The 21273-nt window shown below is 67.3% G+C and carries 19 protein-coding genes and 2 pseudogenes; 11 read left to right on the forward strand and 10 right to left on the reverse strand.

Annotated features, from left to right (window positions below):
- Window positions 1-9: 9 nt before the first annotated feature.
- On the reverse strand, window positions 10-576 hold the full coding sequence (locus tag ACIBHX_RS48020) for a histidine phosphatase family protein (protein ID WP_397075178.1): 567 nt from the start codon (window positions 574-576) through the stop codon (window positions 10-12).
- 119 nt (window positions 577-695) lie between these two features.
- On the reverse strand, window positions 696-1538 hold the full coding sequence (locus ACIBHX_RS48025) for a PHP domain-containing protein (protein ID WP_397075179.1): 843 nt from the start codon (window positions 1536-1538) through the stop codon (window positions 696-698).
- A gap of 197 nt (window positions 1539-1735) precedes the next feature.
- On the opposite strand from ACIBHX_RS48025, the gene ACIBHX_RS48030 reads away from it, so the two are divergent.
- Window positions 1736-2050, forward strand: a complete 315-nt coding sequence (locus ACIBHX_RS48030; RefSeq protein ID WP_397075181.1) for a hypothetical protein — start codon at window positions 1736-1738, stop codon at window positions 2048-2050.
- Window positions 2051-2274: 224 nt separating this feature from the next.
- Here ACIBHX_RS48030 and ACIBHX_RS48035 read toward each other — a convergent pair whose 3' ends face one another.
- Both ACIBHX_RS48035 and ACIBHX_RS48040 read right to left on the reverse strand, forming a co-directional pair.
- On the reverse strand, window positions 2275-2565 hold the full coding sequence (locus ACIBHX_RS48035) for a hypothetical protein (RefSeq protein ID WP_397075215.1): 291 nt from the start codon (window positions 2563-2565) through the stop codon (window positions 2275-2277).
- A 50-nt stretch (window positions 2566-2615) separates the two neighbouring features.
- Window positions 2616-2783 (reverse strand): annotated as a pseudogene (locus ACIBHX_RS48040) (DUF6461 domain-containing protein); the annotation flags it as partial.
- A 535-nt stretch (window positions 2784-3318) separates the two neighbouring features.
- Between ACIBHX_RS48040 and ACIBHX_RS48045 the strand changes: the two are divergent.
- Together ACIBHX_RS48045 and ACIBHX_RS48050 are read left to right on the forward strand one after the other, a co-directional pair.
- Window positions 3319-3636 carry a DUF6461 domain-containing protein gene (locus tag ACIBHX_RS48045; RefSeq protein WP_397075214.1) on the forward strand — a complete coding sequence of 106 codons (318 nt, stop codon included), beginning with the start codon at window positions 3319-3321 and terminating at the stop codon, window positions 3634-3636.
- Window positions 3637-3902: 266 nt separating this feature from the next.
- A complete protein-coding gene (locus tag ACIBHX_RS48050) occupies window positions 3903-4886 on the forward strand; it encodes a BtrH N-terminal domain-containing protein (protein WP_397075182.1) in 984 nt (327 codons plus the stop codon).
- Window positions 4887-4953: 67 nt separating this feature from the next.
- Here ACIBHX_RS48050 and ACIBHX_RS48055 read toward each other — a convergent pair whose 3' ends face one another.
- Entirely contained in the window at window positions 4954-5250 is a 297-nt protein-coding gene (locus ACIBHX_RS48055) for a hypothetical protein (protein ID WP_397075184.1), read from the reverse strand.
- Window positions 5251-5770: 520 nt separating this feature from the next.
- Here ACIBHX_RS48055 and ACIBHX_RS48060 point away from each other — a divergent pair.
- Window positions 5771-6040, forward strand: a complete 270-nt coding sequence (locus ACIBHX_RS48060; protein WP_397075186.1) for a hypothetical protein — start codon at window positions 5771-5773, stop codon at window positions 6038-6040.
- Between the two features lie 4 nt (window positions 6041-6044).
- Window positions 6045-6872, forward strand: coding sequence for an integrase (locus tag ACIBHX_RS48065; RefSeq protein ID WP_397075187.1), 828 nt, complete (start codon window positions 6045-6047; stop codon window positions 6870-6872).
- Here the strand turns inward: ACIBHX_RS48065 and ACIBHX_RS48070 are convergent.
- Window positions 6852-7085 (reverse strand): hypothetical protein, encoded by a 234-nt coding sequence (locus tag ACIBHX_RS48070; RefSeq protein ID WP_397075189.1) that lies wholly within the window; start codon window positions 7083-7085, stop codon window positions 6852-6854. The genes ACIBHX_RS48065 and ACIBHX_RS48070 overlap by 21 nt on opposite strands.
- 465 nt (window positions 7086-7550) lie before the next feature.
- On the opposite strand from ACIBHX_RS48070, the gene ACIBHX_RS48075 reads away from it, so the two are divergent.
- Window positions 7551-8183 carry a hypothetical protein gene (locus tag ACIBHX_RS48075; RefSeq protein ID WP_397075191.1) on the forward strand — a complete coding sequence of 211 codons (633 nt, stop codon included), beginning with the start codon at window positions 7551-7553 and terminating at the stop codon, window positions 8181-8183.
- A gap of 355 nt (window positions 8184-8538) precedes the next feature.
- Here ACIBHX_RS48075 and ACIBHX_RS48080 read toward each other — a convergent pair whose 3' ends face one another.
- The gene (locus ACIBHX_RS48080; protein WP_397075193.1) at window positions 8539-9321 is read right to left on the reverse strand and encodes an alpha/beta fold hydrolase; all 783 of its coding nucleotides are present in this window, start codon (window positions 9319-9321) and stop codon (window positions 8539-8541) included.
- A 13-nt stretch (window positions 9322-9334) separates the two neighbouring features.
- The gene (locus ACIBHX_RS48085) at window positions 9335-9898 is read right to left on the reverse strand and encodes a permease (protein WP_397075195.1); all 564 of its coding nucleotides are present in this window, start codon (window positions 9896-9898) and stop codon (window positions 9335-9337) included.
- A 197-nt stretch (window positions 9899-10095) separates the two neighbouring features.
- Between ACIBHX_RS48085 and ACIBHX_RS48090 the strand changes: the two genes are divergently transcribed.
- Window positions 10096-12798 carry an AAA family ATPase gene (locus ACIBHX_RS48090; RefSeq protein WP_397075196.1) on the forward strand — a complete coding sequence of 901 codons (2703 nt, stop codon included), beginning with the start codon at window positions 10096-10098 and terminating at the stop codon, window positions 12796-12798.
- A gap of 1098 nt (window positions 12799-13896) precedes the next feature.
- On the opposite strand, the gene ACIBHX_RS48095 is transcribed toward ACIBHX_RS48090, so the two are convergent.
- Together ACIBHX_RS48095 and ACIBHX_RS48100 are read right to left on the reverse strand one after the other, a co-directional pair.
- Window positions 13897-17130, reverse strand: a complete 3234-nt coding sequence (locus ACIBHX_RS48095) for a tetratricopeptide repeat protein (RefSeq protein WP_397075198.1) — start codon at window positions 17128-17130, stop codon at window positions 13897-13899.
- A gap of 220 nt (window positions 17131-17350) precedes the next feature.
- A complete protein-coding gene (locus ACIBHX_RS48100) occupies window positions 17351-17818 on the reverse strand; it encodes a hypothetical protein (protein WP_397075200.1) in 468 nt (155 codons plus the stop codon).
- 130 nt (window positions 17819-17948) lie between these two features.
- On the opposite strand from ACIBHX_RS48100, the pseudogene ACIBHX_RS48105 reads away from it, so the two are divergent.
- The 4 genes and pseudogenes from ACIBHX_RS48105 to ACIBHX_RS48120 all read left to right on the forward strand — a co-directional run.
- Window positions 17949-18424, forward strand: a pseudogene (locus tag ACIBHX_RS48105) (IS5 family transposase); the annotation flags it as partial.
- Window positions 18425-18468: 44 nt separating this feature from the next.
- Window positions 18469-18897, forward strand: coding sequence for a DUF4253 domain-containing protein (locus ACIBHX_RS48110; RefSeq protein WP_397075202.1), 429 nt, complete (start codon window positions 18469-18471; stop codon window positions 18895-18897).
- A gap of 365 nt (window positions 18898-19262) precedes the next feature.
- Entirely contained in the window at window positions 19263-20384 is a 1122-nt protein-coding gene (locus tag ACIBHX_RS48115) for an IS630 family transposase (protein ID WP_397075204.1), read from the forward strand.
- A 582-nt stretch (window positions 20385-20966) separates the two neighbouring features.
- Complete coding sequence (locus ACIBHX_RS48120) at window positions 20967-21182, forward strand: DUF6191 domain-containing protein (RefSeq protein ID WP_397075206.1); 216 nt, start codon at window positions 20967-20969, stop codon at window positions 21180-21182.
- Window positions 21183-21273 lie beyond the last annotated feature (91 nt).

The following is a 21273-nucleotide window of genomic DNA, read 5'->3' on the forward strand; positions in this document are numbered from 1 at the left end:
CTGGCTTTCCTATAGGGCTTTTGAGGTGAGGTGCGATACCGAGGCGATGCTCACGACAGACAGGTCATTCAATGTGGTGATGGCGCACGGCGGAATACCATCCTGTACCAGCGTGATCGGCACCATGTCATCTCCGAGCAGCGTACGCAGAAGATCCACCGTGACGCCGCCATGCGTGACCAGCGAGACGGGGCCAGGCCTCCCGATCAGGTCGTGCAGACAGGCCTTCATACGCTCCGCGGCCTGCCTGGAAGAGTCGCCAGACGACGGCACGAAGTCGCGATCTCTCGTTGTCGCCATCCAGTCCTCGAGGAACTCTTCCATGGGCTGAGAGCCGTCCCAGTTCATCCGCTCGCGCAATCGGGGGTCTTCCTGAAGAGGGAGCCCAGTTCTCGACGCGATTGCCCGCGCCGTCTCGCGCGCCCGACGCTGAGGGCTGCTGAGTACGGCTTGCACTCCCGACCGCCAAAGCCACTCGGCCGCCTCGGTGGCTTGTAGCTCTCCCAACTCGGTGATGGCGGGATCGCCGGGGCCACGGTGCTTTTCCGCATGCTGAACGAGATGGAAAACGGTCATGATCGCAGCGTTCCCCTTGCCGTGGGTGCTTGGCGAGCTATTTTCGGCGACCTCTGCTCTTCCTGATGATCGACGGGCGCGCGCCCTGCCTGCGTCGATTGCTCCTGCGTGCTATGCGGTCAGCCCGAACGGCTCCAGAAATCGTAGGGATGACGGCCGGGTCGGAAACCTTTGGCCTCGACCATGGCGGCCGCGTCGGCGAATCCGTGCGCAAGCGCAGCCGGGCTGTGGGCATCGCTGCCGAAGGTGACCGCCTGTCCGCCTTCGTCGCGCCACCAGCGAACGATCTCCGGATCGAACTGCCGACGCGTGTTGACCTCCAAGGCCCGACCGCTGTCCGCGAGCAGCCGCAAGGCATGACGGAACTCTGCTTGGAATGCGTTCAGCTCGAACGGCCCGGCCTGCGCCGGCCAGGTGCGGATCGGGTAGTCGATGTGAGCGAGCACGCCGAACGTATCCGAGCCCTTGATCAGACGGGGTAGCTCGGCCAGGTACTCCCGAAGCACCTCCGCGGCTGGTCGCCGCCGGTACAGATAGGGCGGCTCAGAGAACTGCTGACCCACCGGAAGGCAATGCAGCGAACCGAGCACCCGGTCGAACTGCCCGGCGTCGAGCAGCCGTGCGACCCTTTCGCCGTGCCAATGCGGCTCGCCCACTTCCACTCCGCTGAGGATGCGAAGGCTCGGGAACCGATCGCGGCAGCGCTGCACGCACTCCAGGTATCCGTCGAGATCGAATTTCGGGGGAGCCACCGTTCCGTCTGACGTGGCGAATGCCGTGAGGTGTTCATATCCATCGAGCTCGCCGTCAACGAACAGCCAGGCCGTATGGTCCACGTGCTCGGTGAACGCAACCACTGGAAGCCCCATGTCCACCGCCCGCGCACATGTCCGCTCCATCGAGCCGTCCGGAGCATCCCACGACCACTCGCTGTGAACATGACCATCCGCAGGCAGCGTCAAAGCTCCATTCCTTCCGCCCCTGCCACGTGTGCTCCTCCCGACGAGGTCATGATCGCATTCCTGACAGGCCACGACCAGACCGCTATCGTGAGCCGCCGACCTATCGCCCAGGCGTGGTGGCGACGTTCGCTTCGACACGGTGCGCGCCGACCACTTGTACACTCGGCGCCCCATCCAGGCCAGAGCACGGAGCCAGAATGACGAAGTTTCGCGAGCTCAGTCCCGTCGGGTGCCTTGCGCTCGGCTACTCCGGCCTCGTGCTTGCCCTGGGCGTCTACTCGATCGTGACCCTGCTGACAGTCCACGATCCGATCCTGCTGTCCGGGGTGGCCCTCATCTTCCTCACGTTTCCCCTCGGCTGGCTGATCTGGCACGCATGGGACCTGCTACCGATCGAAATGACGAATCCCATCGTGCTCACGCTGCTCCTCATGGGCGCGGGCTGGTTCCAGGTGTGGGCGGGGTCGCGCCTCGTGTCGTACCTGAAACGTCGGAGAGCAGACTCTGACTAATCGCGATCGTGTTCCTGCGCTGCGCTCAAACCTGACTGCGGATCTCCTCTGCCAAGTCCGCAAGAGACTCGACAGAGACTTCGGCCCTGCTCCAGGCGGTAGTTCTGTCAGAGCTGCCCTGAGCAAGACCGCATGCTCCACGTGCCGCCGAGCGTAGAAGGGCACAGCGGCGCAGCGCGCCGCCCATGATGGGGGCGACTCTCAGGTCTGATCAATCGAGCCGATCAGCGAAGGTCTGATGAAGTCGGCGCGGTGTAATGGCACTCCGGTGGCACGCTCGGCCAGGGCGAGCGCGCTTGGCAGCGGTTGTTCGGTGAACTCGTCGCGGTCGAGCCCAACTCGTGCACGTCAGCCAGAAGCGGATCAGGGCCGAACCCGTCTCGAAGGGAGTAAGCGAACCAGCTGAATGAGCTGATCCGCCGGCCGTCAACGAGATAGAAGAAGTAATCGTGCTTGAGGTCGACGAATACGGTGGCCGCGACGGTGCCGGCGGACAGGGGAACGACTGCTCCCATAGCATCCCCGCCCATTCATACTCAAGGACGGTCCCGCCTTGTGCAGCATAGGCCGCGATTCCGAACCCTCCGGTAGCTCCCGGGGTAGCCCCGATCCGGCGAAAGGCTTCGTCAGGAGGTAAACCCCGGACGAAGGTCAGGCACAGTCCCGACTCACCCTCGCCATCGCAATCAGTGCACTCCTCCGCCAGCCATAAATAATCTGCTGACCACTCCATCGCCTCCCGGACTCAAGATCGTGGACATGCCTCAGAAGTCACGCGGCCATCGAAACTCTCCAGGTCTCGGGCGCGGATGGTCAAGCGCACCCATGCGGTTGGGATCTCGGTGGGCCAGCAAGCCCAACGCCTGGGCAAGACGAGCACCGGCCCGGCCGGCCAACGCCACAGCGATCGACTCCAGACGGCGGTCAGCGGCAGGCTGCGCCGCGCATGCCGACGAGTCAGATCCGGCCACCTGCTTAGAGAAGGTCCTTCGGGGCTTTATAAGGCGTAGACGGAATGGCAGAGATCCGACAAGCTGATCATTCAAAGCAGGGGAACTCGGAGGCGGTTGGAATGTCATCCATCGCAGGGCTGGGGCTCGTGATGTGGTTACTGGGGGCACTTGCTCAGTTCCTCATCATCTATTTCGCCGTGCGCCTGGCGTTGAAGCATGATCGTGAGCGCAGGAGGTCATGACCGCCGAAGCGGCATGCCGCAGGCACCCGGACGGCGACCGAAGCGAGTGCGGCCGGCGGCGGTGCGGCTGGTCATGTGCGGCGGAGGAGCGCCAGCGTCTGCGGCTTCGTTAGGTGCGGCGGATTCCCCGTCTCGCCCCTTCGATCGCCAGGGAAGCGATACCGATGGGCTGAACGGTCACCTGCGCGCGTTGGGCATCGATCCTTCCGCAGGCGACATCATCGACAACGCCGTTCCTGCGGCCCTCGCTCTCGCCAGCAGAATCAGTGGCGTGGTGATCATCGATACGGTCGACAACGTCGGCCCTGAGGCCTTCGCCTATAGCTTCCCTGGTTCGGCAATCCTCGACCCGGAGTCTCCCCGGCTGGGGGCAGTGATCTCCAGCCAGTGATAGGACGCTACGAAGTGGTTCCGCTTTGGTGGCTTCCAAGCGATGTCGTACAGCATTCGCGACAGTGTGATCCACCACGGCGATGCCCCGGCCAACCTCAGAGCCGCCCGCCGGATGGGAGTCTGCACTCGCCGAGCCGACCCCCGGCGAGGTGAGGATCACCGCGGCTGGACTCTCCCCCTATGGGAGGCCTCATGCTGCTCCTGACGATCCTGGGAGCTGGTTAGCGGGCACGCTGATGGCCCAGTTGTTGAGGAGTGCGACGTATGACCATCGTGAAGGACATCGAGGCTCGCGGCCTGCACCACTGCGAGACGACGGCGCTGGGGGTGCTGCTGCGTCATGAGGGACTTGATCTGTCCGAGCCCATGCTGTTCGGGCTGGGCTCGGGCCTGTCCTTCATCTATTGGGACAGCAAGGGCATGGCGTTCCCCTTTCTCGGAGGCCGCGTCAAGCCTTTCGACCTCACCAGGAACCTGACCGCCAGGCTGGGGCTGACATTGCTGGTCGAGGAGACCACCTCACCGCGAAAGGCGTGGGAGAACGCGGCCACCCCCGTCGATGCCGGTCGGCCGGTCGGCCTTCAGCTCGACTGCTATCACCTGGAGTACTTCGGGTCCAAGGTGCACTTCGGCGGCCATGTCGTCGCCATGTACGGCTACGACGAGCACGACGTCTACCTGGTGGACACCGACCAGCAAGGAGGAGCGGTACGCACCAGCAGGGCCAGCTTGGCCATGGCGCGGACCGAGCGCGGCCCGATGACCGCCAGAAACCGATCCTTCACCATCACCCTGCTGGAGCACTCGCCCTGCTGGCAGGACCAGATCATCCCCGCCATCAGAGACTGTGCCGACGCCTTCCTGGCCGCTCCCATCGCGAACGTTGGCCACCGCGGCATCGAGAAAACCGCCAAACAGGTGCCCACATGGCTGCTGCGCGCCGGCAACCCGCAGCAGGACCTACCACAAGCCGCCCTGCTCATGGAGAAGGCCGGCACCGGCGGCGCCTTGTTCCGCGCCCTCTATCGCGACTTCCTCGGCGAGTGCATCCAGCTGATCGACGACAGCAACCTCCGCACCGGTCACAAGCTGTACGCCGAGGCCGCCACCCTGTGGACGGACGTGGCCACCTTGATCACGAAGGCTGGAGAGAGCGGCGACGTGGGGCATCTCGAGCAGGCCCGCGTCATTCTTCACGATCTTTCGCGCATCGAGAAGAACGCCATGCAGGTGCTGCGTCAGTTGTAGCTCTACCCGGATCATGCATATGAACGGCTCGCGAGCTCAAGCTCCAGGAAAGCAGGGCTACTGGCGACTAGCCGGGAATCCACCAGCAGTAGAGCATTTGATCGCTCTCCTTGGCCCTTCGCGCCAGCGCGACGAACTCCTTCACCAGATCGAGCGCGTAGTCCGCGTCATAGAGGCTGGAGAGAGATTCATCCATCCATCGCTGAGCCACTTCGGGCAGGCGGACGTCATCGACCTCAGCCAGTGCGTCGCGGACGCTCACCGATAGTTCCTCGATCTCTGGTCCCTCGCGATAGGGAGAGTCCTCCGGCAGCGCCAGCCATTCATCTTCGTTCTTCGGCGCCCCTTCGGGCGGCGGGTACAAGGCGACGGTCTCGACCAGGTCGGACGTCCTTGATGACGGCCACGAGGCCGCCGAGAGACCTGCTGGGATCGATCCACTTGGTTTCCACGACGTCGAATAACGGAGCGTCGGGGAGGGGTTTGGCTGATAACCGTAGCTCGTTCGGTCGCCAGGTTGCGGTGGCGCGATCGGGGGCGCGGTAGTAGTCGTGCATGGCGCTCATGCGTGTGCTCCCGTCGACAAGGGCATGATCGTGAGTCGGGCCGATGACAGGCTACGGGTGCGGGGATGCGGGTGGCAGGACGGGCAGGCGGCCGCTATCGCGATCGTCGATCGCCCCCGACCATCAGCGGATGCCCGCCCACACATGACGATCGTAGGGCTGCATCTGTGCGGCGGGGCGCTGGGTCGGCGGCCTCTCTGGGCGCGACGGTCGGCGGGCAAGCGACGCGCCGCTGTACGGCGGCGCGGCATGCCGCCGCTTGATCCCTCACTTGAACAATTCGGCAGTCATCGGCGTAGTCGGGTGGTAGAACGCTCGGTGTGGAGGATCAGCGGCCCGGCCAAGCCCATCGACTACGCCTATCTCGGGCGCCTCGCCCGGCCGGACGGTAAGGGCAACCTGATGGTGTTCACCGGAATACGCCCTCAGGGCACGCTTGGCGTCGTGCAACTGCTGCAGACCGAGATCGCCACACTGTGGGGGCAAGTGGGGGACAAGCGCTTCTCGACCGTTGTGGCGGACCCGGCTACTGGACAACCGGTCAAGGCGGAGCTTGCCGGCCCGCTCTACCAGCACGACGAGGAGTAAGCACGTGCGTGTCACCTTCGCCACCGAAGCGGCTCCCGGCCGGCCGAACGAGGACTTCGTCGCCGCCACCCCGGCTGCCGTCGTCCTGCTGGATGGGGCAGGCACGCCGCCGGGATCGGAGTCGGGTTGCTCCCATGGGGTGGCCTGGTACTCACGCACTCTCGGCTCCACGCTGCTCGCCTCGCTCACCCAAGGCGGCGGCTCCTTGCCCGATGTGCTCGCTCAAGGCATCAAGGCCGTCTCCTCACTCCACGACGGCACGTGCGACCTGTCCCACCCGGGTTCCCCCTCGGCCACGGTGGTGATGCTTCGCCGTACGACTGATGCTCTGGAATGGCTGGTCCTTGCCGACTCCGTGCTCGTTCTGGACGTCGGTACGGCGGAGCCAATGGTGATCACCGATGACCGAGAGGCCCAAGTCGGAGCCCGCTATCGGACGAAGATGGATGCCCTGGACTCCGGCACCCCCGACCACGTCGCCGCTCATCGTGAATACGTCGAGGCCATGCGCTCCCATCGCAATCGCGACGGTGGCTTCTGGGTCGCGGCGACCGATCCCCTGGCTGCGGAACAGGCACTTGTAGGCGATATGCCGACCGAGCGGGTTCGCGCCGCGGCGCTGCTCAGCGATGGTGCCTCGCGCCCCATGGATCATTTCGGGCTCTTGTCGTGGCAAAAGGCCTTGGACGTCCTTAATCACGAGGGTCCCGACGAGCTGATTCGCGTGGTACGGCAGGCGGAAGACGCAGACCCGCACGGTTCGCGCTGGCCACGGGGCAAGGCGTACGACGATGCGACCGCCGCTTTCGTGTCAGTCGGTGCGGCGGAATAGGCACGTGATGTTCTCGTAGCCGAAGCCCATGCCGAAGACGGCGTTGGCCATCTTGTCGAGGTGCCAGCCTTCGGCCTCAATGGCTTCGATCACGTTGGCGACCATGGGCAGACTCGTACCCTTCGACGCCTTCCCCAGATCTGCGCTCAGCCGTGCGACGAAGATCTTGCGATCTTGCTGGTAGGCCATCCGCGCATCCTCGATGATCTGCATGGGTCCGGGCTCCCTGCCGGTCAACACCATGGGCAACTAATCCTTTCGGTGCATCGGACGGCAAGCTCGAACACTACGGGCGCTTTCGCCAGACGGCATGATCGCTTTAGTGTCCCGGGAAGTTCTCCCGTGAACGATCTAGACGGTTCGGGCAGCTGCACGGCCATCTAACCGGCAACTGTCAGCTGGGGAACCCTTTCAAGATCATGCGTTCTGGCCTGGGGCAATAGTGACCTGGGCGCACCGCCGAGTCTCCACTGATCGCCATCCGACGGGCACGCACCTTCTCCAAACGATCTCCAAGGTCGACCGGGATCATTCGTGGCGCCGGTCAGCGGTGGTCCCTCCGTTCAGGTTCGTTCGGCTCAGTCCATGATCGTCCGTTCGAGTGGCTGCCAAAGTGGCTCCTACTGGGACCCGCGACGCCCTGACTCGCGCACTTGCATGATTGATACGTTGATCAACATGGGCGAGCAGACAAGATCACTGAACCTGACGGATGTAACTACGACATTAGAAGTGGCGCTCGATGCGCTCGGAGCTACGGACACCGACACGGCGTATCGCGTGTGTGGCACAAGCGCCGCACTCCTGCAAGGCGTCCCACTCCCTGCTGGGGACATCGACATCTTGCTCACTAGCCGAGAAGACGTAGACACGTTCGCCGCAGCACTTTCATCGTTCCCCTGCCTATATGCCGCCTCATGGCTTCCCGAATCTTCGCAATACTTCGCCAGGTTCGACGTGAATGGGGTCGCACTGGAGCTCAGCACCATCGAGCGGCAAGTCGATTCGGATGCCATGGAATGTGTAGGCAGCGGGCCATGGCAGCATTACGTCCTGATCACCTGCGGCTCTCACCAGGTGCCGGTGGTTCGGCTGGAACTCCGATTGGTTACGGAGCTCCTGCGAGACCGGGCTGATCGATATGACCCGCTCCTCGACTACATGGGCACGCACGGGTTCGATGCTGATCTGTTGCACCGGGCAATGAATGCCAGCCGCATTCCTGCTCACCACCAGCGGCTAGTTCAAGACCGCCTCGAGCGGTCCTCCCTCGGAACCCCTTCCCTGCCTCTTACTCCTCCCCCTGCATGATCTTCCCGTCTGCCATCGTCCCGCCCGAAGGGGAAGCGGGCCCAGGGCCACGGGGACTAGATGGAGCGCCCTGTCGGACGAACGATCTGGTGCCCGTGGCCCTGGGCTGCTCGGTTTGTCCCGGGCGTCGTGCTGGCCGGGACCGAGTACGACGATGACCCGGCATGCGGCGTTCGCGACCGCCCCGCTCGACGCCGCGGCCCTCGGACATGGCGGCGGTCAGCACCCCAGCGTGGGCAGGTCACAGTTCCGCGCGTATCTCCCGCAGCCCGGCGACGGCCGATCGAGCCCTCGGGGTCGTCCACCCCGAGTTCACGGCCACCGGGCATCGCCCTGGGTGACCGGCGGCGGCCAGTCAGAACACGTTCTTCAGGAAGGGCAGCAAGGCTTCCGCCGTCCGCTCGGGGAACTCCGACATCGGGTAGTGGCCAGCGTCGTCGATCATCACGGCCTGCCCGCGCAGCAGCGACGCCTGCGTCCGCGCCTCCGCCGCGGGGTCGGGAAAGTCGGGGTCCTTGGCTCCCATGAGGACCAGGGACGGGCAGCGGACCTGCGCGATGACCTGTTCGGCCTCCGGAGCGCGGTTGAGCAGCATACGGCGCATCGCCTCGCGCCGGAGCGGATCGCGCAGCATGGCCACCAGCTTGGCACGGTGTTCCGCCAGGTCGGCGGGCTTGGCCGTCGGATGCGCCGTGGCGTAGTAAACGCTCCACAGCCGCGGGGACAACGCGATCAGCCGAATGAGTGCGCGGACGACGGGGTTGACCGGGATGGCCCGGATGAATCCGTCGATGGGCACGATGCCGGCGATCCGCTCGGGGGCGTCGGCGGCGGCGCGGATGACGCCGCCACCTGCGTAGGAGTTGCCGAGCAGGACGGCGGCGGGTGCGTCCAGGTGCTCCAGGAGGGCTACGACGTCGGCGCCCACCGCGGACTGGGAGTAGTCGTCCCAACCCGCCGACGATTCCCCGTGGCCTCGTAGGTCCATCGTCACCACCCGGTACCCCGCCTCCACCAGCACCGGACGCAACGAGCGGTAGGCGTCGCGGGTGTCGCCCAGACCGGGTACGCACACGACGAGCGGGCCTTCGCCGGCGTAGTCGTAGGCCAGGCGGCCCCCGGGTACGTCGATGAACAATTCGCGGCCTTTCCTAGCTGAGGACGTCAACGACGAGGCCCAGGACGAGCAGCAGGGCCATGACACCGCCCGAGACGATCGCGCGCCAGGTGATCGGGGCGCGTTGCCGTACCGAACGGAAATAGAGGACAGCGCCGATCACCAGGAGAATGCCCTCGAGGACGCCCGTGGCCCACGGGGACTGCCACAGGCCGAGGCCGAGCAGCGGCAGGTCGCCGGCGTTGCCGGGCAGCAGGGGCAGGTCGGCGCGGTGGACGAGCAGGTCGAGCACCCAGTGGCTGAAGACCACCAGGCCCAGGACCGTCCCGGCCCGGCGGCCCCACCGCCACCCGCCGAAACCGCCGTACAGGGCGGACAGCAGCAGCGCGCCCAGTAGCGAGTGGGTGTACTGCGCCGAGATCAGCGCCTCGCCGTACGTTCCTGGCGCGACGGCCTGGAAGGACTCGATTCCGCCCGCCAGGTACAGGACGACGAAGACGACGTCGAGGAACTGGGTGGCGAGCATGAGCGACCACAGCGGGACGCGCGGCTGGGCCGCCTTGACCGCGGCGGCCAGGCCGAAGTGTCCGATGAACATTCAGCGTCCTTCCTTGCTGCCGGCATCGGGGGTGCGGGTGGCCCAGCGATCGAGCCAGCCGCACAGGACTACGAACAGCAGCAGAAAGATCAATAAGGACATGCGTTTCTCCTTACGTCGCCGTCGGGGATCACGTACGACGGTAAGGACGGAGGGCGTACGTCCGGCATCGGACGATTGACTGGTAACGTCCGATGGTGCTGCTGGGGCGAGAGCGGGAACAGGCGCAGATCGAGGCTCTGATCGCGCAGACCAGGGACGGCAGGAGCGGGAGCCTGATCATCCGGGGCGAGCCGGGGATCGGCAAGTCCGCGCTCCTCGGCTACGCCGACCAACTGGCGCAGGGCGTGCGGCGGCTGCGCGGCACCGGCATCGAGACCGAGGCCGAGCTCCCCTTCGCGGCGCTGCACCTGCTGCTGCGGCCGGCCCTCGACCGCATCGGCGCTCTGCCGGCGCCGCAGGCCAGGGCGCTGGAGGGCGCGTTCGGCCTCGCCACCGCCCCGCAGGACCGGTTCCTCATCGGCCTGGCCGCCCTGTCGCTGCTCACGGAACTCGCCGAGGACGGCCCGCTGCTCATCCTGGTCGACGACGCCCAATGGATGGATCGATCGTCGGCCGAGGCGCTGCTGTTCGCGGCCAGGCGGCTGCATGCGGAGGGGATCGCCCTGCTCTTCGCGGCCAGGGATACCTTCCACGCGCCGGGAGTGTCCGAGTTGCGGCTCGAAGGTCTCGACCGGCAGGCCGCCGGCGCCCTGCTCCGCGAGCACACGCCCGGTCTCGGGCCGGCCGTACGAGAGAGGATCCTCACCACGAGCGGCGGGAACCCGCTCGCCCTGATCGAGCTGCCCCAGGTGCCCGACGCGCTGCCGGACACCCAGGACCCGCTGCCGCTGCCGCGCCGGATCCAGGAGGCGTATGAGGCGCGGATCGCCGTACTGCCGCCGGACACTCAGACGATGTTGCTGGTCGCGGCCCTCGACGACGCTGGGGATCTCGACGTCGTCGTCCGCGCCGCGGAGAAGCTGGGAGTAGGTGCCACAGCCCTCGGCCCGGCCGAGCACGCCGGGTTCCTCTCCACCGCGGGCGGGTGCCTGTCCTTCAGCCACCCGCTGATGCGCACGGCGGCGGCACGGCGGGCGGCCTACGACGAACGCGTAGCCATACACCGCGCCCTGGCCGGGGCACTCGACGACGACCAGGATGCCGACCGTCGCGCCTGGCACCTGGCGGCCGCCGCGACCGGCCGCGACGAGCCCATCGCCGCCGCGCTCGAGCAGGCAGCCGGCCGCGCCCGCGAACGCGCGGGCCACGCCGCGGCCGCCGCCGCCCTGGAGCGCGCAGCCAGGCTCACCCCCAGCTTGACCGAACGTGCCCGGCGGCTGGCCCTGGCCGCCGAATACGCCGCTGACGCCGGGGCCCTGGAACACGCGCAGATCCTGGCCGACCAGGCGCGGCGGCTCAGCGACGACCCGCTGACCCTCGCCAGGCTGGCAGGACTGCGCGGCCGGATCGCGTTCGACCGGGGCACCGTACACGAGGCTCACCGGGTTCTCCTCGACGGCGCAGCCTGCATCGCCGACGTGGCCCCGAAGGAGGCGGCGCTCATCCTGCTCGACGCGGTACGCAACGCCTGGTACCTCAGTGACCCTGCTGCCGTCACCGAGGCCGCGGCGCGGCTCGCCGAGCTGCCGCTCACGCCGGAGGACGGCATGGACGGGTTCGTCCGGGCGGCCCGCGCGATGGCCGACTTCCTGGCCGGAGACCTGGACCAGGCGCTCCCACCGTTCCGCGACCTCATCGCCGTGGCCGTGTCGGTCCCCACCGGCATGACGGCGCTGAGGATCAGCGTCTGCTCGCTGGCCGGAATCTCGGGCGACTTCGACAAAGGGCTCGCCATTGCCCAGTCGGTGATCGAGGAGTGCCGGGCCGAGGGCATGGCGGGGCTGCTGTCGCTGGGCCAGGTGGTGCTGGCGATCCACCAGATGTACCTCGGCCGGTTCCGCGACGCCGTCGCGACCGCCACCGAAGGACGCCAGCTCGCCACCGACATCGGCCAGACGCACCGCATCGCGCACTTCGAGAGTGCCATGGCCGTGGTCGCGGCTGTCCAAGGGCGCGAAGAGGACTGCCGTGAGCTGGCCGAACGTACGATCGCGCACCACGAAGCCCACCCGGTGGCGACGATCGTCGGCTGGGCCGAGTGGGCCCTCGGCCTGCTGGATCTCGGCCAGGGCCGTTTCGAGGCCGCGCTCGAACGCTTCGAGGCCGCTGCCCTGGGACCGCTCCGGCACCAGATCATGCCCATCTACTTCGCGCCCGACCAGATCGAGGCCGCCGTACGGCTCGGCCTGCCCGCCCGCGCCGCGCGACCGCTCGCCCGCTTCGAATCCTGGGCCACGGCCGCCCGCCAGCCGTGGGCAGACGCCGTATTGCACCGCTGCCGTGCCCTCCTCGCCCACGACGAGGAGGAGGCGCAACAGCATTGGGAACAGGCCGCACGCTCACACGCCAAGGCGAACCGGCCCTACGAGCGGGCCCGCACCGACTTGCTGCACGGCGAGTGGCTGCGCCGCGCCCGCAGGATAAACGAGTCTCGCACCCGGCTGCGCGCCGCCCTGGAGACCTTCGACCGCGTCGGCGCCGCTCCTTGGGCCGAGCGCACCCGCGCCGAGCTGCGCGCGGCCGGGGAGACAGTCGCGCCGGGCGCCCCCGACCTGATCGCTCTGCTCTCTCCCCAGGAACTCCAGGTGGTACGGCTCGCCGCCACGGGAGCCACCAACAGGAAGATCGCCGCCCAGCTGTTTCTCAGCCCCAGGACCGTCAGCCACCATCTGTACCGCGCCTTCCCCAAGCTCGGCGTCACCACCCGCACCGAACTCGCCCGCCTCGACCTGGTCTGAGCCTGCCCTTCAGCTGCACCACGAGCACAGAAGGTGCAGGTGACTTGCTCGACGCGGCGCTTTGCCGAGATGAAGGTCTGGCCCTTCGGCGCCCGGCGATCAGTGCCCCAACAGGGAAGCATGGGCGCAATCGACGTCGTGGACCTCGGAGAGTTGGAGTCGCCTCATCCTGCTGACAGCTACTGCGCCTATCGATCCTCTGTCGGGCTGACGATCGATCCCTTGCCGGGTTTGGTGGTGATCAACGCTCGCAGCATGCCGCCCCTCTGGCCACCACCTCGAAGCGCCTCGGTCCCTCATGCGTGACTCCGACCCGTATCACGGCATCCATCCCGCTTCAGCGAAGGACGGATTCACGAGCGTGGGGTGGCTGCCATGCGTTCCACGCGCCGACCAGATTCGCGTCCGCGTCCATACCTGCGAGTGCTTGCCCCACGGTGTATGAGACGTGCGCTGCCGGCGGGTTGATGTTCATCCGTCGCACACACAAAGGCGAGGGTCGTGTGATCATCCAGGAGTCCCTGTGGGAGCAGGCGCGCGACGCCGAAGAATTGTGGATGCGCCTCCTTTGTGGTGAGGCGCGCTAATCGCGGGAAGTCGGTAGGGCTACCAATAGCCCATGGACACTTCGGGTGTATCCGACGAAGCGGGATATGTAGTTATCTATCCCACTTCGTCGTCCTGCTCCTCACACGTCACCTGCCATCCTGGCCCGGATCGGCGGCGGACTCGACGTCACCGGCGACCTCCCGCAGAGCCCAGTGGCGACGGCAGATTGGCCGGCATGATGCCGCGATGTGGTCGCTGCCCTGCCCGCGTCGATCTGGGGCTGGCGGACCCAGGCGCGCAGTGTCTCCGCGGTGCCGATGCCGAGTTTGGTAGTAGCCACCGCGTTGATCGTGGCCCATGCGGTCGGGTAATCCGGCCGCAGCTCAGCGACCATCCGAACCGCTGCGCAGCTCGGCGGGGTTGGGAGACTTACCTGGCATGGACTCGATGCTCTCAAGAGATCAAGTCTCTACCGGACCGGGGGCGATTCAATAAAGTCCGCCGTGAACGGCGGGACTCGTGGGGGTGTCCCGCTCAAACCTTCCCGATCTAATCGGAGCTTATTGTCATAAAGACGGCGCCGGGGAGGTAGGGGGCCTTGCGGGCCTCGGCGTACTCGCTCTCGAGCATCTCCTCGGTCTCAGCATGGCGGAGCGCCCGCGCGAGCTCGATGGCCCGCTCGTACGGCGCGAGGGCGTCACGCGGGCGTAGGGCGGCGGCGCAGGCGCGGGCATGGACCATGCAGGCGACCAGTTCCAGCTGCTCGTCACCGACGTAGCGGAAAATCCGGGAAGCGTAGTCGGCGGCCCGCTCGGCGTCTTCGTAATCGCGATTGGCCAGGAGAGCCCTGCTGAGGAAGAACATGCTCCCCCCTTCGCTGACGCGCTCGCCGAGCGCGCGCCAGATCGGACGGCTCCTCTCGTGGCTGCGGATCGCCTCCTCAACCATCTCCAGCTCCAGGTATTTCTGACCCATGAGGTCACGGAAGAGGGCACGACGCGACCGCAGCGGGCGAGCGGCGGCGAACAGCAGGCGGCGCGTCCGCCCGGCCACGGTGAGGTCCTTCGCGAGCCTTTCCGCCTCGGCCGGATCGCCGAGGGCGCGGTAGAGCCGGACGGCCTCGCGCAGCGCCGCGTCCGACTCCTTGCGCCTGCGGGCCTCGCGCAGGGTGACGGCGAGGTTGACGAAAGAGTCAGCGAGGGGCCGCTGATCGTCGAGCTCGCGGCACAGGGCGATGTGCTCGTGGTTGACGGCGATGGACTCCTCGTGGTGCCGCAGTACGCCCAGGGCCAGGGCTAGCGCGTTGAGTGCCGTGCGTTCGCCGTCGCGGTCGCCGGTCTCCCGGCATACGCGCAGCGCCTCGGCGGCGGTCTCGGACGCGGTCTCGTACAGGGAGTCCTCCTGCTGGAGGATGGCGAGTCTGGCCAGCGTGCCGCCCTCGGCGCGCCGGTCGCCGCGACGGCGGTGCAGCCGCGCCGCCCGTGCGTACGTCTCCATGGCGTCGATCAGATGTCCGAGCGAGAGCTCGACCGGGGCGAGCAAAGCCAGTGCCCGTGCCTCGTCGTCGTCCGCGCCGACGCCTGCGAAACCATCGGCGGCCAGGAGCAGCATCCGCGCGGCGTCCCCGAGCTTGTTCTGCCTGATCCAGATCAGCCCGATGTTCGCCATCGTGGCCGCCTCCCAGACGGCGTCCTGGAGCCTCTCGTACAGGTTCGACGCGACGTAATAGCCGTCGTAGGCCTCGTCCAGCTCGCCAAGCTGGGCGTGTGCCTCGGCGTAGTGGTACGCCACCTTGGCGGCCCTGCTCACGTCGTCGAAGTCCGCGAGCAGCTCCAGGTTCCGCTCGTGAATCTCGGCGGCCTCGCGCACCCTGCCCTGTGCATGCACGGCCAGCCCGAGGGTGAGCAGCGCCTCGGTCTCCCGCCATAGGGCGCCCGCCGCGCGGTGGCGCTCCACCGCCTCGCGGGCGTGCGTCTCCGCCTCCCCGGGGCGGTCGTCGTCGAGCAGGGCGTGGGCGAGGTTGTTCAGCGCGATGCCCGTGTCCTCCTGGCCGCCCAGCCGGTCGAAGTCCGTCACGACCTCGCGTAACAGGGCAAGAGCCTCGTCGCGCCGCCCGAGATCGCGCAGTGCGCTGCCCAGATTGCCGCGCGCCCGCGCCAGCCCCAGCGCGTCGCCCACGGTCTCGAAGAACTCGGCGGCCTCGCGGCAGGCGGCGATGGCCTCCTCACCCCTGCCGAGCCGCCGCAACATGGCGCCGAGGTTGGCGAGCATGGCAGCTCTGTCGCGGCCGTTCTCGGCCATGGCCATGGCCTGCTCGCACGCGTCCAGTGCCTCCTCTGGCAGGCCCGCGTCGGAGTAGGCGATCCCCAGGTGGTTCAGGGCGGACCTCTCGCGCTCACGGTCCCCGAGAGCGCGGGCGGCGTCCACGGTTGCCTGGCTCACCTCAATCCAGTCGTCATGGAGCCCGCGCAGCGACAGGTACGTGCCGATGTTCAGCGACAGCTGCTGGATCAGTTCGGGGGGAACGGTGCGGATGGCCGCGAGCAGGCTGACCCGTTCGGCGTCCAGCCAGTCCAGGGCCTCCTCGCGGGTGGGAAAGCGGTCCTCGGGGGTCAGAGCGGGTTCGAGGTGGCTCAGGGCCGCGTCCACCGACGATCGGTAGTGGTCCATCAGCGTGGCGAGCGCTTGGTCGGGAGCCTGCGTGTGCTCGGCCGCGTACAGGCGTACGAGGTCGTGCATGCGCCAGCGGTCACCGTTCCGTTCGACGAGGTTCGCCCGCGCGAGGCCCTGGAGCACCCGCCGGGCCTCGAGGACGTCGAGCCCGCTGAGCACCGCGACCGTCTCGTCCGACGCGTCAGGCCCGGGGACGACGGGCAGCAGCGTGAACACGGCGGCCTGCTCGGCCGACAGTTGCCCGAACGACAGGTCGAACGCGGCCCTGACCGTGGCCTCCGCGTACTCCAGCCCTGCCAGCCCGGCCCGCTCCAGATCGTCGGCGAGTACGGCGAGCGTGCGGCCCGGGTCGTCTGCGAGCAGCGCCGCGACGATCCGCAGCGCCAGCGGCAAGCCGCCGCACAGCTCCGCGACGCGGCGTGCCCCTTCGGGATCGTCCTCGCACCGGGCGTCGTCAGGGGTCAGCGTGGCCAGCGCCCGTTGCAGCAGCAGCGCGCCGTCCTTCTCGTCCAGGGCGCTCAGGCGTACGGCACGCGCGTCGAGCAGGCCGAGACTGTGGCGGGACGTGATGATCGCGCAGCCCGCGCCCGTCGGCGGCAGCAACGGGACCACGTCCGACGCCGACGCGACGTTGTCGATCACGACGAGCAGGCGGCGATCCTCCGCAGCCAGGGCGTTGAGCACGGACCGGTAGAGCCGCTCCCGGTCCTGAGTCGCGGGCGGCACGTGCTCGCCGGGGATGCCCAGTGCCCGCAGCCATCCATCCAGGACCCGAGCGGGGTCCACGCGGCGGGCCTCGTCGTAGCCCTGCAGGTCGGCGAAGAGGACGCCACCGGGGAAGTCGTCCAGCGCGCGGTGTGCGGCGTGGACGGCGAGGGCCGTCTTGCCGACTCCCGCCAGGCCCGACACAACCGTCGCAGCCTCGCCCGAGCTCAGGCGGTCCAGGAGGGCGGCCAGTTCGACAGCGCGGCCGGTGAAGGCGTCCTTGTCCTGGGGGAGGCCGGAGAGCGCGGGCGTTACGGGGGTCGGCAGGACGACGCGGACGTACTTGCCCTGAATGACCGTGCCGAAGAAGGCGCCGCCGGTGATGGTGTTCTGGATGGAGTCCATCGAGGTCATCGTCCAGGCGCCGCGGTGGCGGCGGCCCTTGAGCTCGTGGAGGGCGGGGCGTCGGCGCGGCCGACGAACCCGGTTGGCGTGGCCGGCAGACCCGCCGGCGCTTGCGGGGCCGGCCGGGCGACCCGCACAGCGATGCGGCGGGCCTGAATCAATTCGCGGATCTGATTGCTGATGGTGCCGCCAGCCTCGTCATCTGCTTTGCGTCGCCGTCTCACCGTGACGGCTCCTCTGTATCCGGGCCGCCAACAGACGGCGAGGAAGACCGCGGGGAGGGGTCGGCAGCAGGCAGGCCGGTAATGTCACGGCCCTGAATCACCGGTCCGTGGAAGATGCCGCCGTCGATCGTGTTATGAGTCTCGCCTGCCCCGGTGACCGAGATGCGCTCGGCCCCGCCGGTCAGGATCACGCCCGAGTTTTCCCGGGTCGCCACGGATCGCTCCCCACGCGCGGTGATGGCGGCTTCAGTCTGCGGCGTGGCGGAGACAGGGGAGGAAGCGGAATCCGGCGCCGCGCCACGGCGAGCCAGCACCAGCCCGTACACCGACACCCCGAGCCCGGCCAGGCCGACGAACACCCCGATCACGCTGGCCAGCTGATCGGCTTGCGCCAGATCCAGCACGATGAAGACCACGCCCAGCGCGCCGGCCATCAGCCCCGAGATCACCAGCGCGATCCACACCCACGGGCTCTTCCCTCTCGCCATGCCGCCATCATGAACCCGCTCGACGCGCGCGGCTACTGAAACCGGGCACCCTCGCCTATCCCTACTTAGACCGTGTCTTGTTTGGTGATCACTCGTTGAGTTGATCATGGATCGGCTGGTTCCCGATGAGCTCTGGGAGCTGTTCCAGCGGGTAATGCCACCGTCGCCGACGCGGCCGCAGGGTGGTGGGGCGGCGGAGGGCTGATGACCGCCTGGTCTTGGCGGCGATCGTGTTCGTGGCCACCACCGGATGCACCTGGCGGCAGCTCCCGCCGATTTTCGGGGCGTCCTGGCAGACGGTGCACCGCCGCTTCGCCGAGTGGAGCGCCGCCCGGGTGTGGGCCAAGCTGTATCGCATCCTGCTGGACGAGCTGGGCTCACGTGGGCAACTGGACTGGTCGAGGTACGCGATCGACTCGGTCAGCGTTCGTGCGGTCAAAGGGGGAACTGACGGGTCCGAATCCTGTCGACCGCGGCAAGAGAGGGTCGAAGATCCACCTCATCACTGATCGAGCCGGTCTGCCGATCTCTGTCGCGATCAGTGCCGCCAACACCCGCGACAGCCTGGCCCTGCTGGATCTTCCTGTCGCCCTCGACGATGCCTCCCCAAGGGCTAACGTGCTGACATGGCGCTTAATGATCTACCTGCTGGTCTGTCGTCAGGGAGGTTGATCGCGCCTGCTCATGCGTGGGACGGCGATGGTCCGTTGACTGACGGCCCGGTGTGCTGGGTTTCGGATCAACCGGTTGAGGATTTACCGGGCATATGGGGTCGACTGCAGGCTGCTCACGAGGTGACAGGGCTTCGGCCCATTGTGCTGGAGTATGTCGATGACGAACTGCTTCCTGAACGACCGAGCGACATCGACGCCGTAGACGCCGGCTGGAAGGTGTCGGTGGCCACACCCCCTACCACCAAGAAACAAGCCGAGCAGGCGGCTCTTGAGCACCTGTTGGTATGCCCGGATGCCCTCTACCAGATGGATGCTTGGACGTTCCCCGAGTACGTCGAGCGCATTCTCGGCTCCAGGATCTGGCACCTCTGGTGGGATTAGCTTCCTGCGACAGTGCCGAATTCAGGGCTGCAACTGCGTTCCGGGCAAAGCCTTGGTGCGTGGAGCGGGTGACGGGAATCGAACCCGCGCTGTCAACTTGGGAAGTCTCTCATGATCTTGAAGGCTGGCCAGGCGATACGCTGACGGAGTCGTCGGAGAACCTGCGATTCCCGTGAGTCCGTCATGATCGCTCGTCTTACGGGCACGTAGCGGGCACGCCTCGAACCCATGGGGAAGATCGCTCATGTGCCACTCCCCCTGCTCCCGCTAGTGCTGTGACCGGAAATGATCATCGGGATGGCGTGTAGGTCGTTCCTGCCAGTTGGATAGTGCTGATCACGTTCGATCAGCGCTTGGGAGGCAGGGTGACGCAACCGGTCAGGGTTCGCAGGCTTCTGGACCACGAAGGGCAGAAGCTTCAACGGATCGTGCGGCGGGGCACGACCAGCACGGTGCGCTATCGGCGGGCGATGATCGTGCTGGCTTCGGCCGGCGGCAACACGGTCCCGGTCATCGCCCGGCTGGTGCAGGCCGATGAGGACACCGTGCGTGATGTGATCCACCGCTTCAACGAGATCGGGCTGGCCTGCCTGGACCCTCAGTGGGCGGGAGGCCGTCTCCGCCTGCTCAGTCCTGAGGACGAACAGTTCGTCGCGGCGACGGCCACCACGCGACCGACCAAGCTCGGCCAGCCGTTCACCCGCTGGTCCATTCGCAAACTCCTGAACTACCTTCAGCACCTGCCCGGGCGCACCATCACGATCGGCCGGGAAGCCTTACGCGCGCTGCTGGCCCGCCAGGGCATCACCTTCCAGCACACCAAGACCTGGAAGGACTCACCCGACCCGGACCTCGACGCCAAGCTGGACCGCATCGAATACGCCCTGACCCAGCGGCCGGAGCGCACCTTCGCCTTCGACGAGTTCGGACCTTTGGGCATCCGCCCCACCGCGGGCTCCTGCTGGGCGCGGCAGGGTGAGCCGGACCGGCTGCCGGCCACCTACCACCGCACCCGCGGCGTCACCTACTTCCACGGCTGCTACTCCGTCGGCGACGACCAACTGTGGGGCGTCAACCGCGCCCGCAAAGGCACCGACCACACCTGGGCCGCCCTGAAGTCGATCCGCGCGGCCCGCCCGGACGGCGCCCCGATCTACGTGATCCTGGACGACCTGTCGGCCCACAAGAACCGGCGCATCCGCGCCTGGGCCACAAAGAACAAGGTCAGGCTGCTGTTCACGCCGACGTATGCCTCTTGGGCCAACCCGATCGAGGCGCACTTCGGACCCTTGCGCCAGTTCACCCTGGCCAACTCCGACCACCCCAACCACACCGTCCAGACCCGCGCATTGCACGCCTACCTGCGCTGGCGCAACACCCACGCCCGCCACCCCGATGTGCTGGCCGCCCAACGCCGCGAACGCGCCCGCATCCGCAGCGAGAAAGGCATCCGCTGGGGTGGCCGACCTCTCACGAACGCAGCCTGAAGCCGTCATCCAACCCGGTGATCATTTCCGGTCACAGCACTAGGTGCCTCCTCCCGGACTGTCAGGCGGGTTCTGTCAAGGATGGCTTCGCGTGTTCCCTCGGCCGGTGACATTCCGTGTTCAGCGGTTGTCCTGCCCGCAGAGCCATCCTTGACAGGTTCCGTCTGCCCCGGAGAATCGGGCGGCGGGTGCAGGGGATCAAGGGGCAAGACCTGTGGTTCACGATCTTTAGGCAGCGGTAGATGTCGGGATGTCGTCCCCGCGCGACCGGATCACCTGATCTCGGCTATTCGAAACACCTCGGCTCCTTGCATCTCACATGGCGGTGAGACGTTCTCCGAAACCCTCACCGGATAGACATGCCTCCTGGGACTGGTGATGAGGCTTGCCAGCGCTTCCGTCGTCTCGCCGGAAGCGCTGCGTGAAGGCGAGAGATGGTCCCGTATCGTGAAGGGCGTGCCTGCGCGGCGGAGGCAAGGCGGGCTTGGTCGATATTCTCGCGTCAGATCGTGGCTGAGTTCGGGGTGAGCGAGTGGAACTGGTGGCGTGCCTGCTGATCTTCGTTGTCATGCTTGAGCGCCTGTGGAAGTGGGCGGCCAGGGTGAAACGATCCGGCCGCGCGTGACGGCGCCAGGAGTCGAGGAACTTGCCGCCGCCTTCCAGGGGTCGAAACGGATCGAGCTGGAGCAGCGTCAGACCGAGCTGATGCTTCGCGACGACGAAACCGACGGCGCGCCCCCGACCACCCGAATTGACCTCACCAGCGGAAGGGCCGTTATTCGGTTGAAGGGGAACTAGTGCCGCGTCAGGCAACGTTCGCCCCGTCCTGTGGGGCTGGGGCGAACGGCTGGGTGGCGTTGCAGAGTGCGTAGTCTCGCGGCATGCATTC

Origin of the sequence: Nonomuraea sp. NPDC050536, assembly GCF_044457685.1 — a bacterium.
Taxonomy (GTDB): domain Bacteria; phylum Actinomycetota; class Actinomycetes; order Streptosporangiales; family Streptosporangiaceae; genus Nonomuraea.

Excerpts from the sequence above, each read along its gene's own strand:
- ACIBHX_RS48020 (WP_397075178.1), bottom strand. The coding sequence starts at position 576 with ATGACCGTTTTCCATCTCGTTCAGCATGCGGAAAAGCACCGTGGCCCC.
- ACIBHX_RS48030 (WP_397075181.1), top strand. The coding sequence starts at position 1,736 with ATGACGAAGTTTCGCGAGCTCAGTCCCGTCGGGTGCCTTGCGCTCGGC.
- ACIBHX_RS48035 (WP_397075215.1), bottom strand. The coding sequence starts at position 2,565 with ATGGGAGCAGTCGTTCCCCTGTCCGCCGGCACCGTCGCGGCCACCGTA.
- ACIBHX_RS48045 (WP_397075214.1), top strand. The coding sequence starts at position 3,319 with ATGTGCGGCGGAGGAGCGCCAGCGTCTGCGGCTTCGTTAGGTGCGGCG.
- ACIBHX_RS48050 (WP_397075182.1), top strand. The coding sequence starts at position 3,903 with ATGACCATCGTGAAGGACATCGAGGCTCGCGGCCTGCACCACTGCGAG.
- ACIBHX_RS48070 (WP_397075189.1), bottom strand. The coding sequence starts at position 7,085 with ATGCAGATCATCGAGGATGCGCGGATGGCCTACCAGCAAGATCGCAAG.
- ACIBHX_RS48075 (WP_397075191.1), top strand. The coding sequence starts at position 7,551 with ATGGGCGAGCAGACAAGATCACTGAACCTGACGGATGTAACTACGACA.
- ACIBHX_RS48085 (WP_397075195.1), bottom strand. The coding sequence starts at position 9,898 with ATGTTCATCGGACACTTCGGCCTGGCCGCCGCGGTCAAGGCGGCCCAG.
- ACIBHX_RS48095 (WP_397075198.1), bottom strand. The coding sequence starts at position 17,130 with ATGGACTCCATCCAGAACACCATCACCGGCGGCGCCTTCTTCGGCACG.
- ACIBHX_RS48110 (WP_397075202.1), top strand. The coding sequence starts at position 18,469 with ATGGCGCTTAATGATCTACCTGCTGGTCTGTCGTCAGGGAGGTTGATC.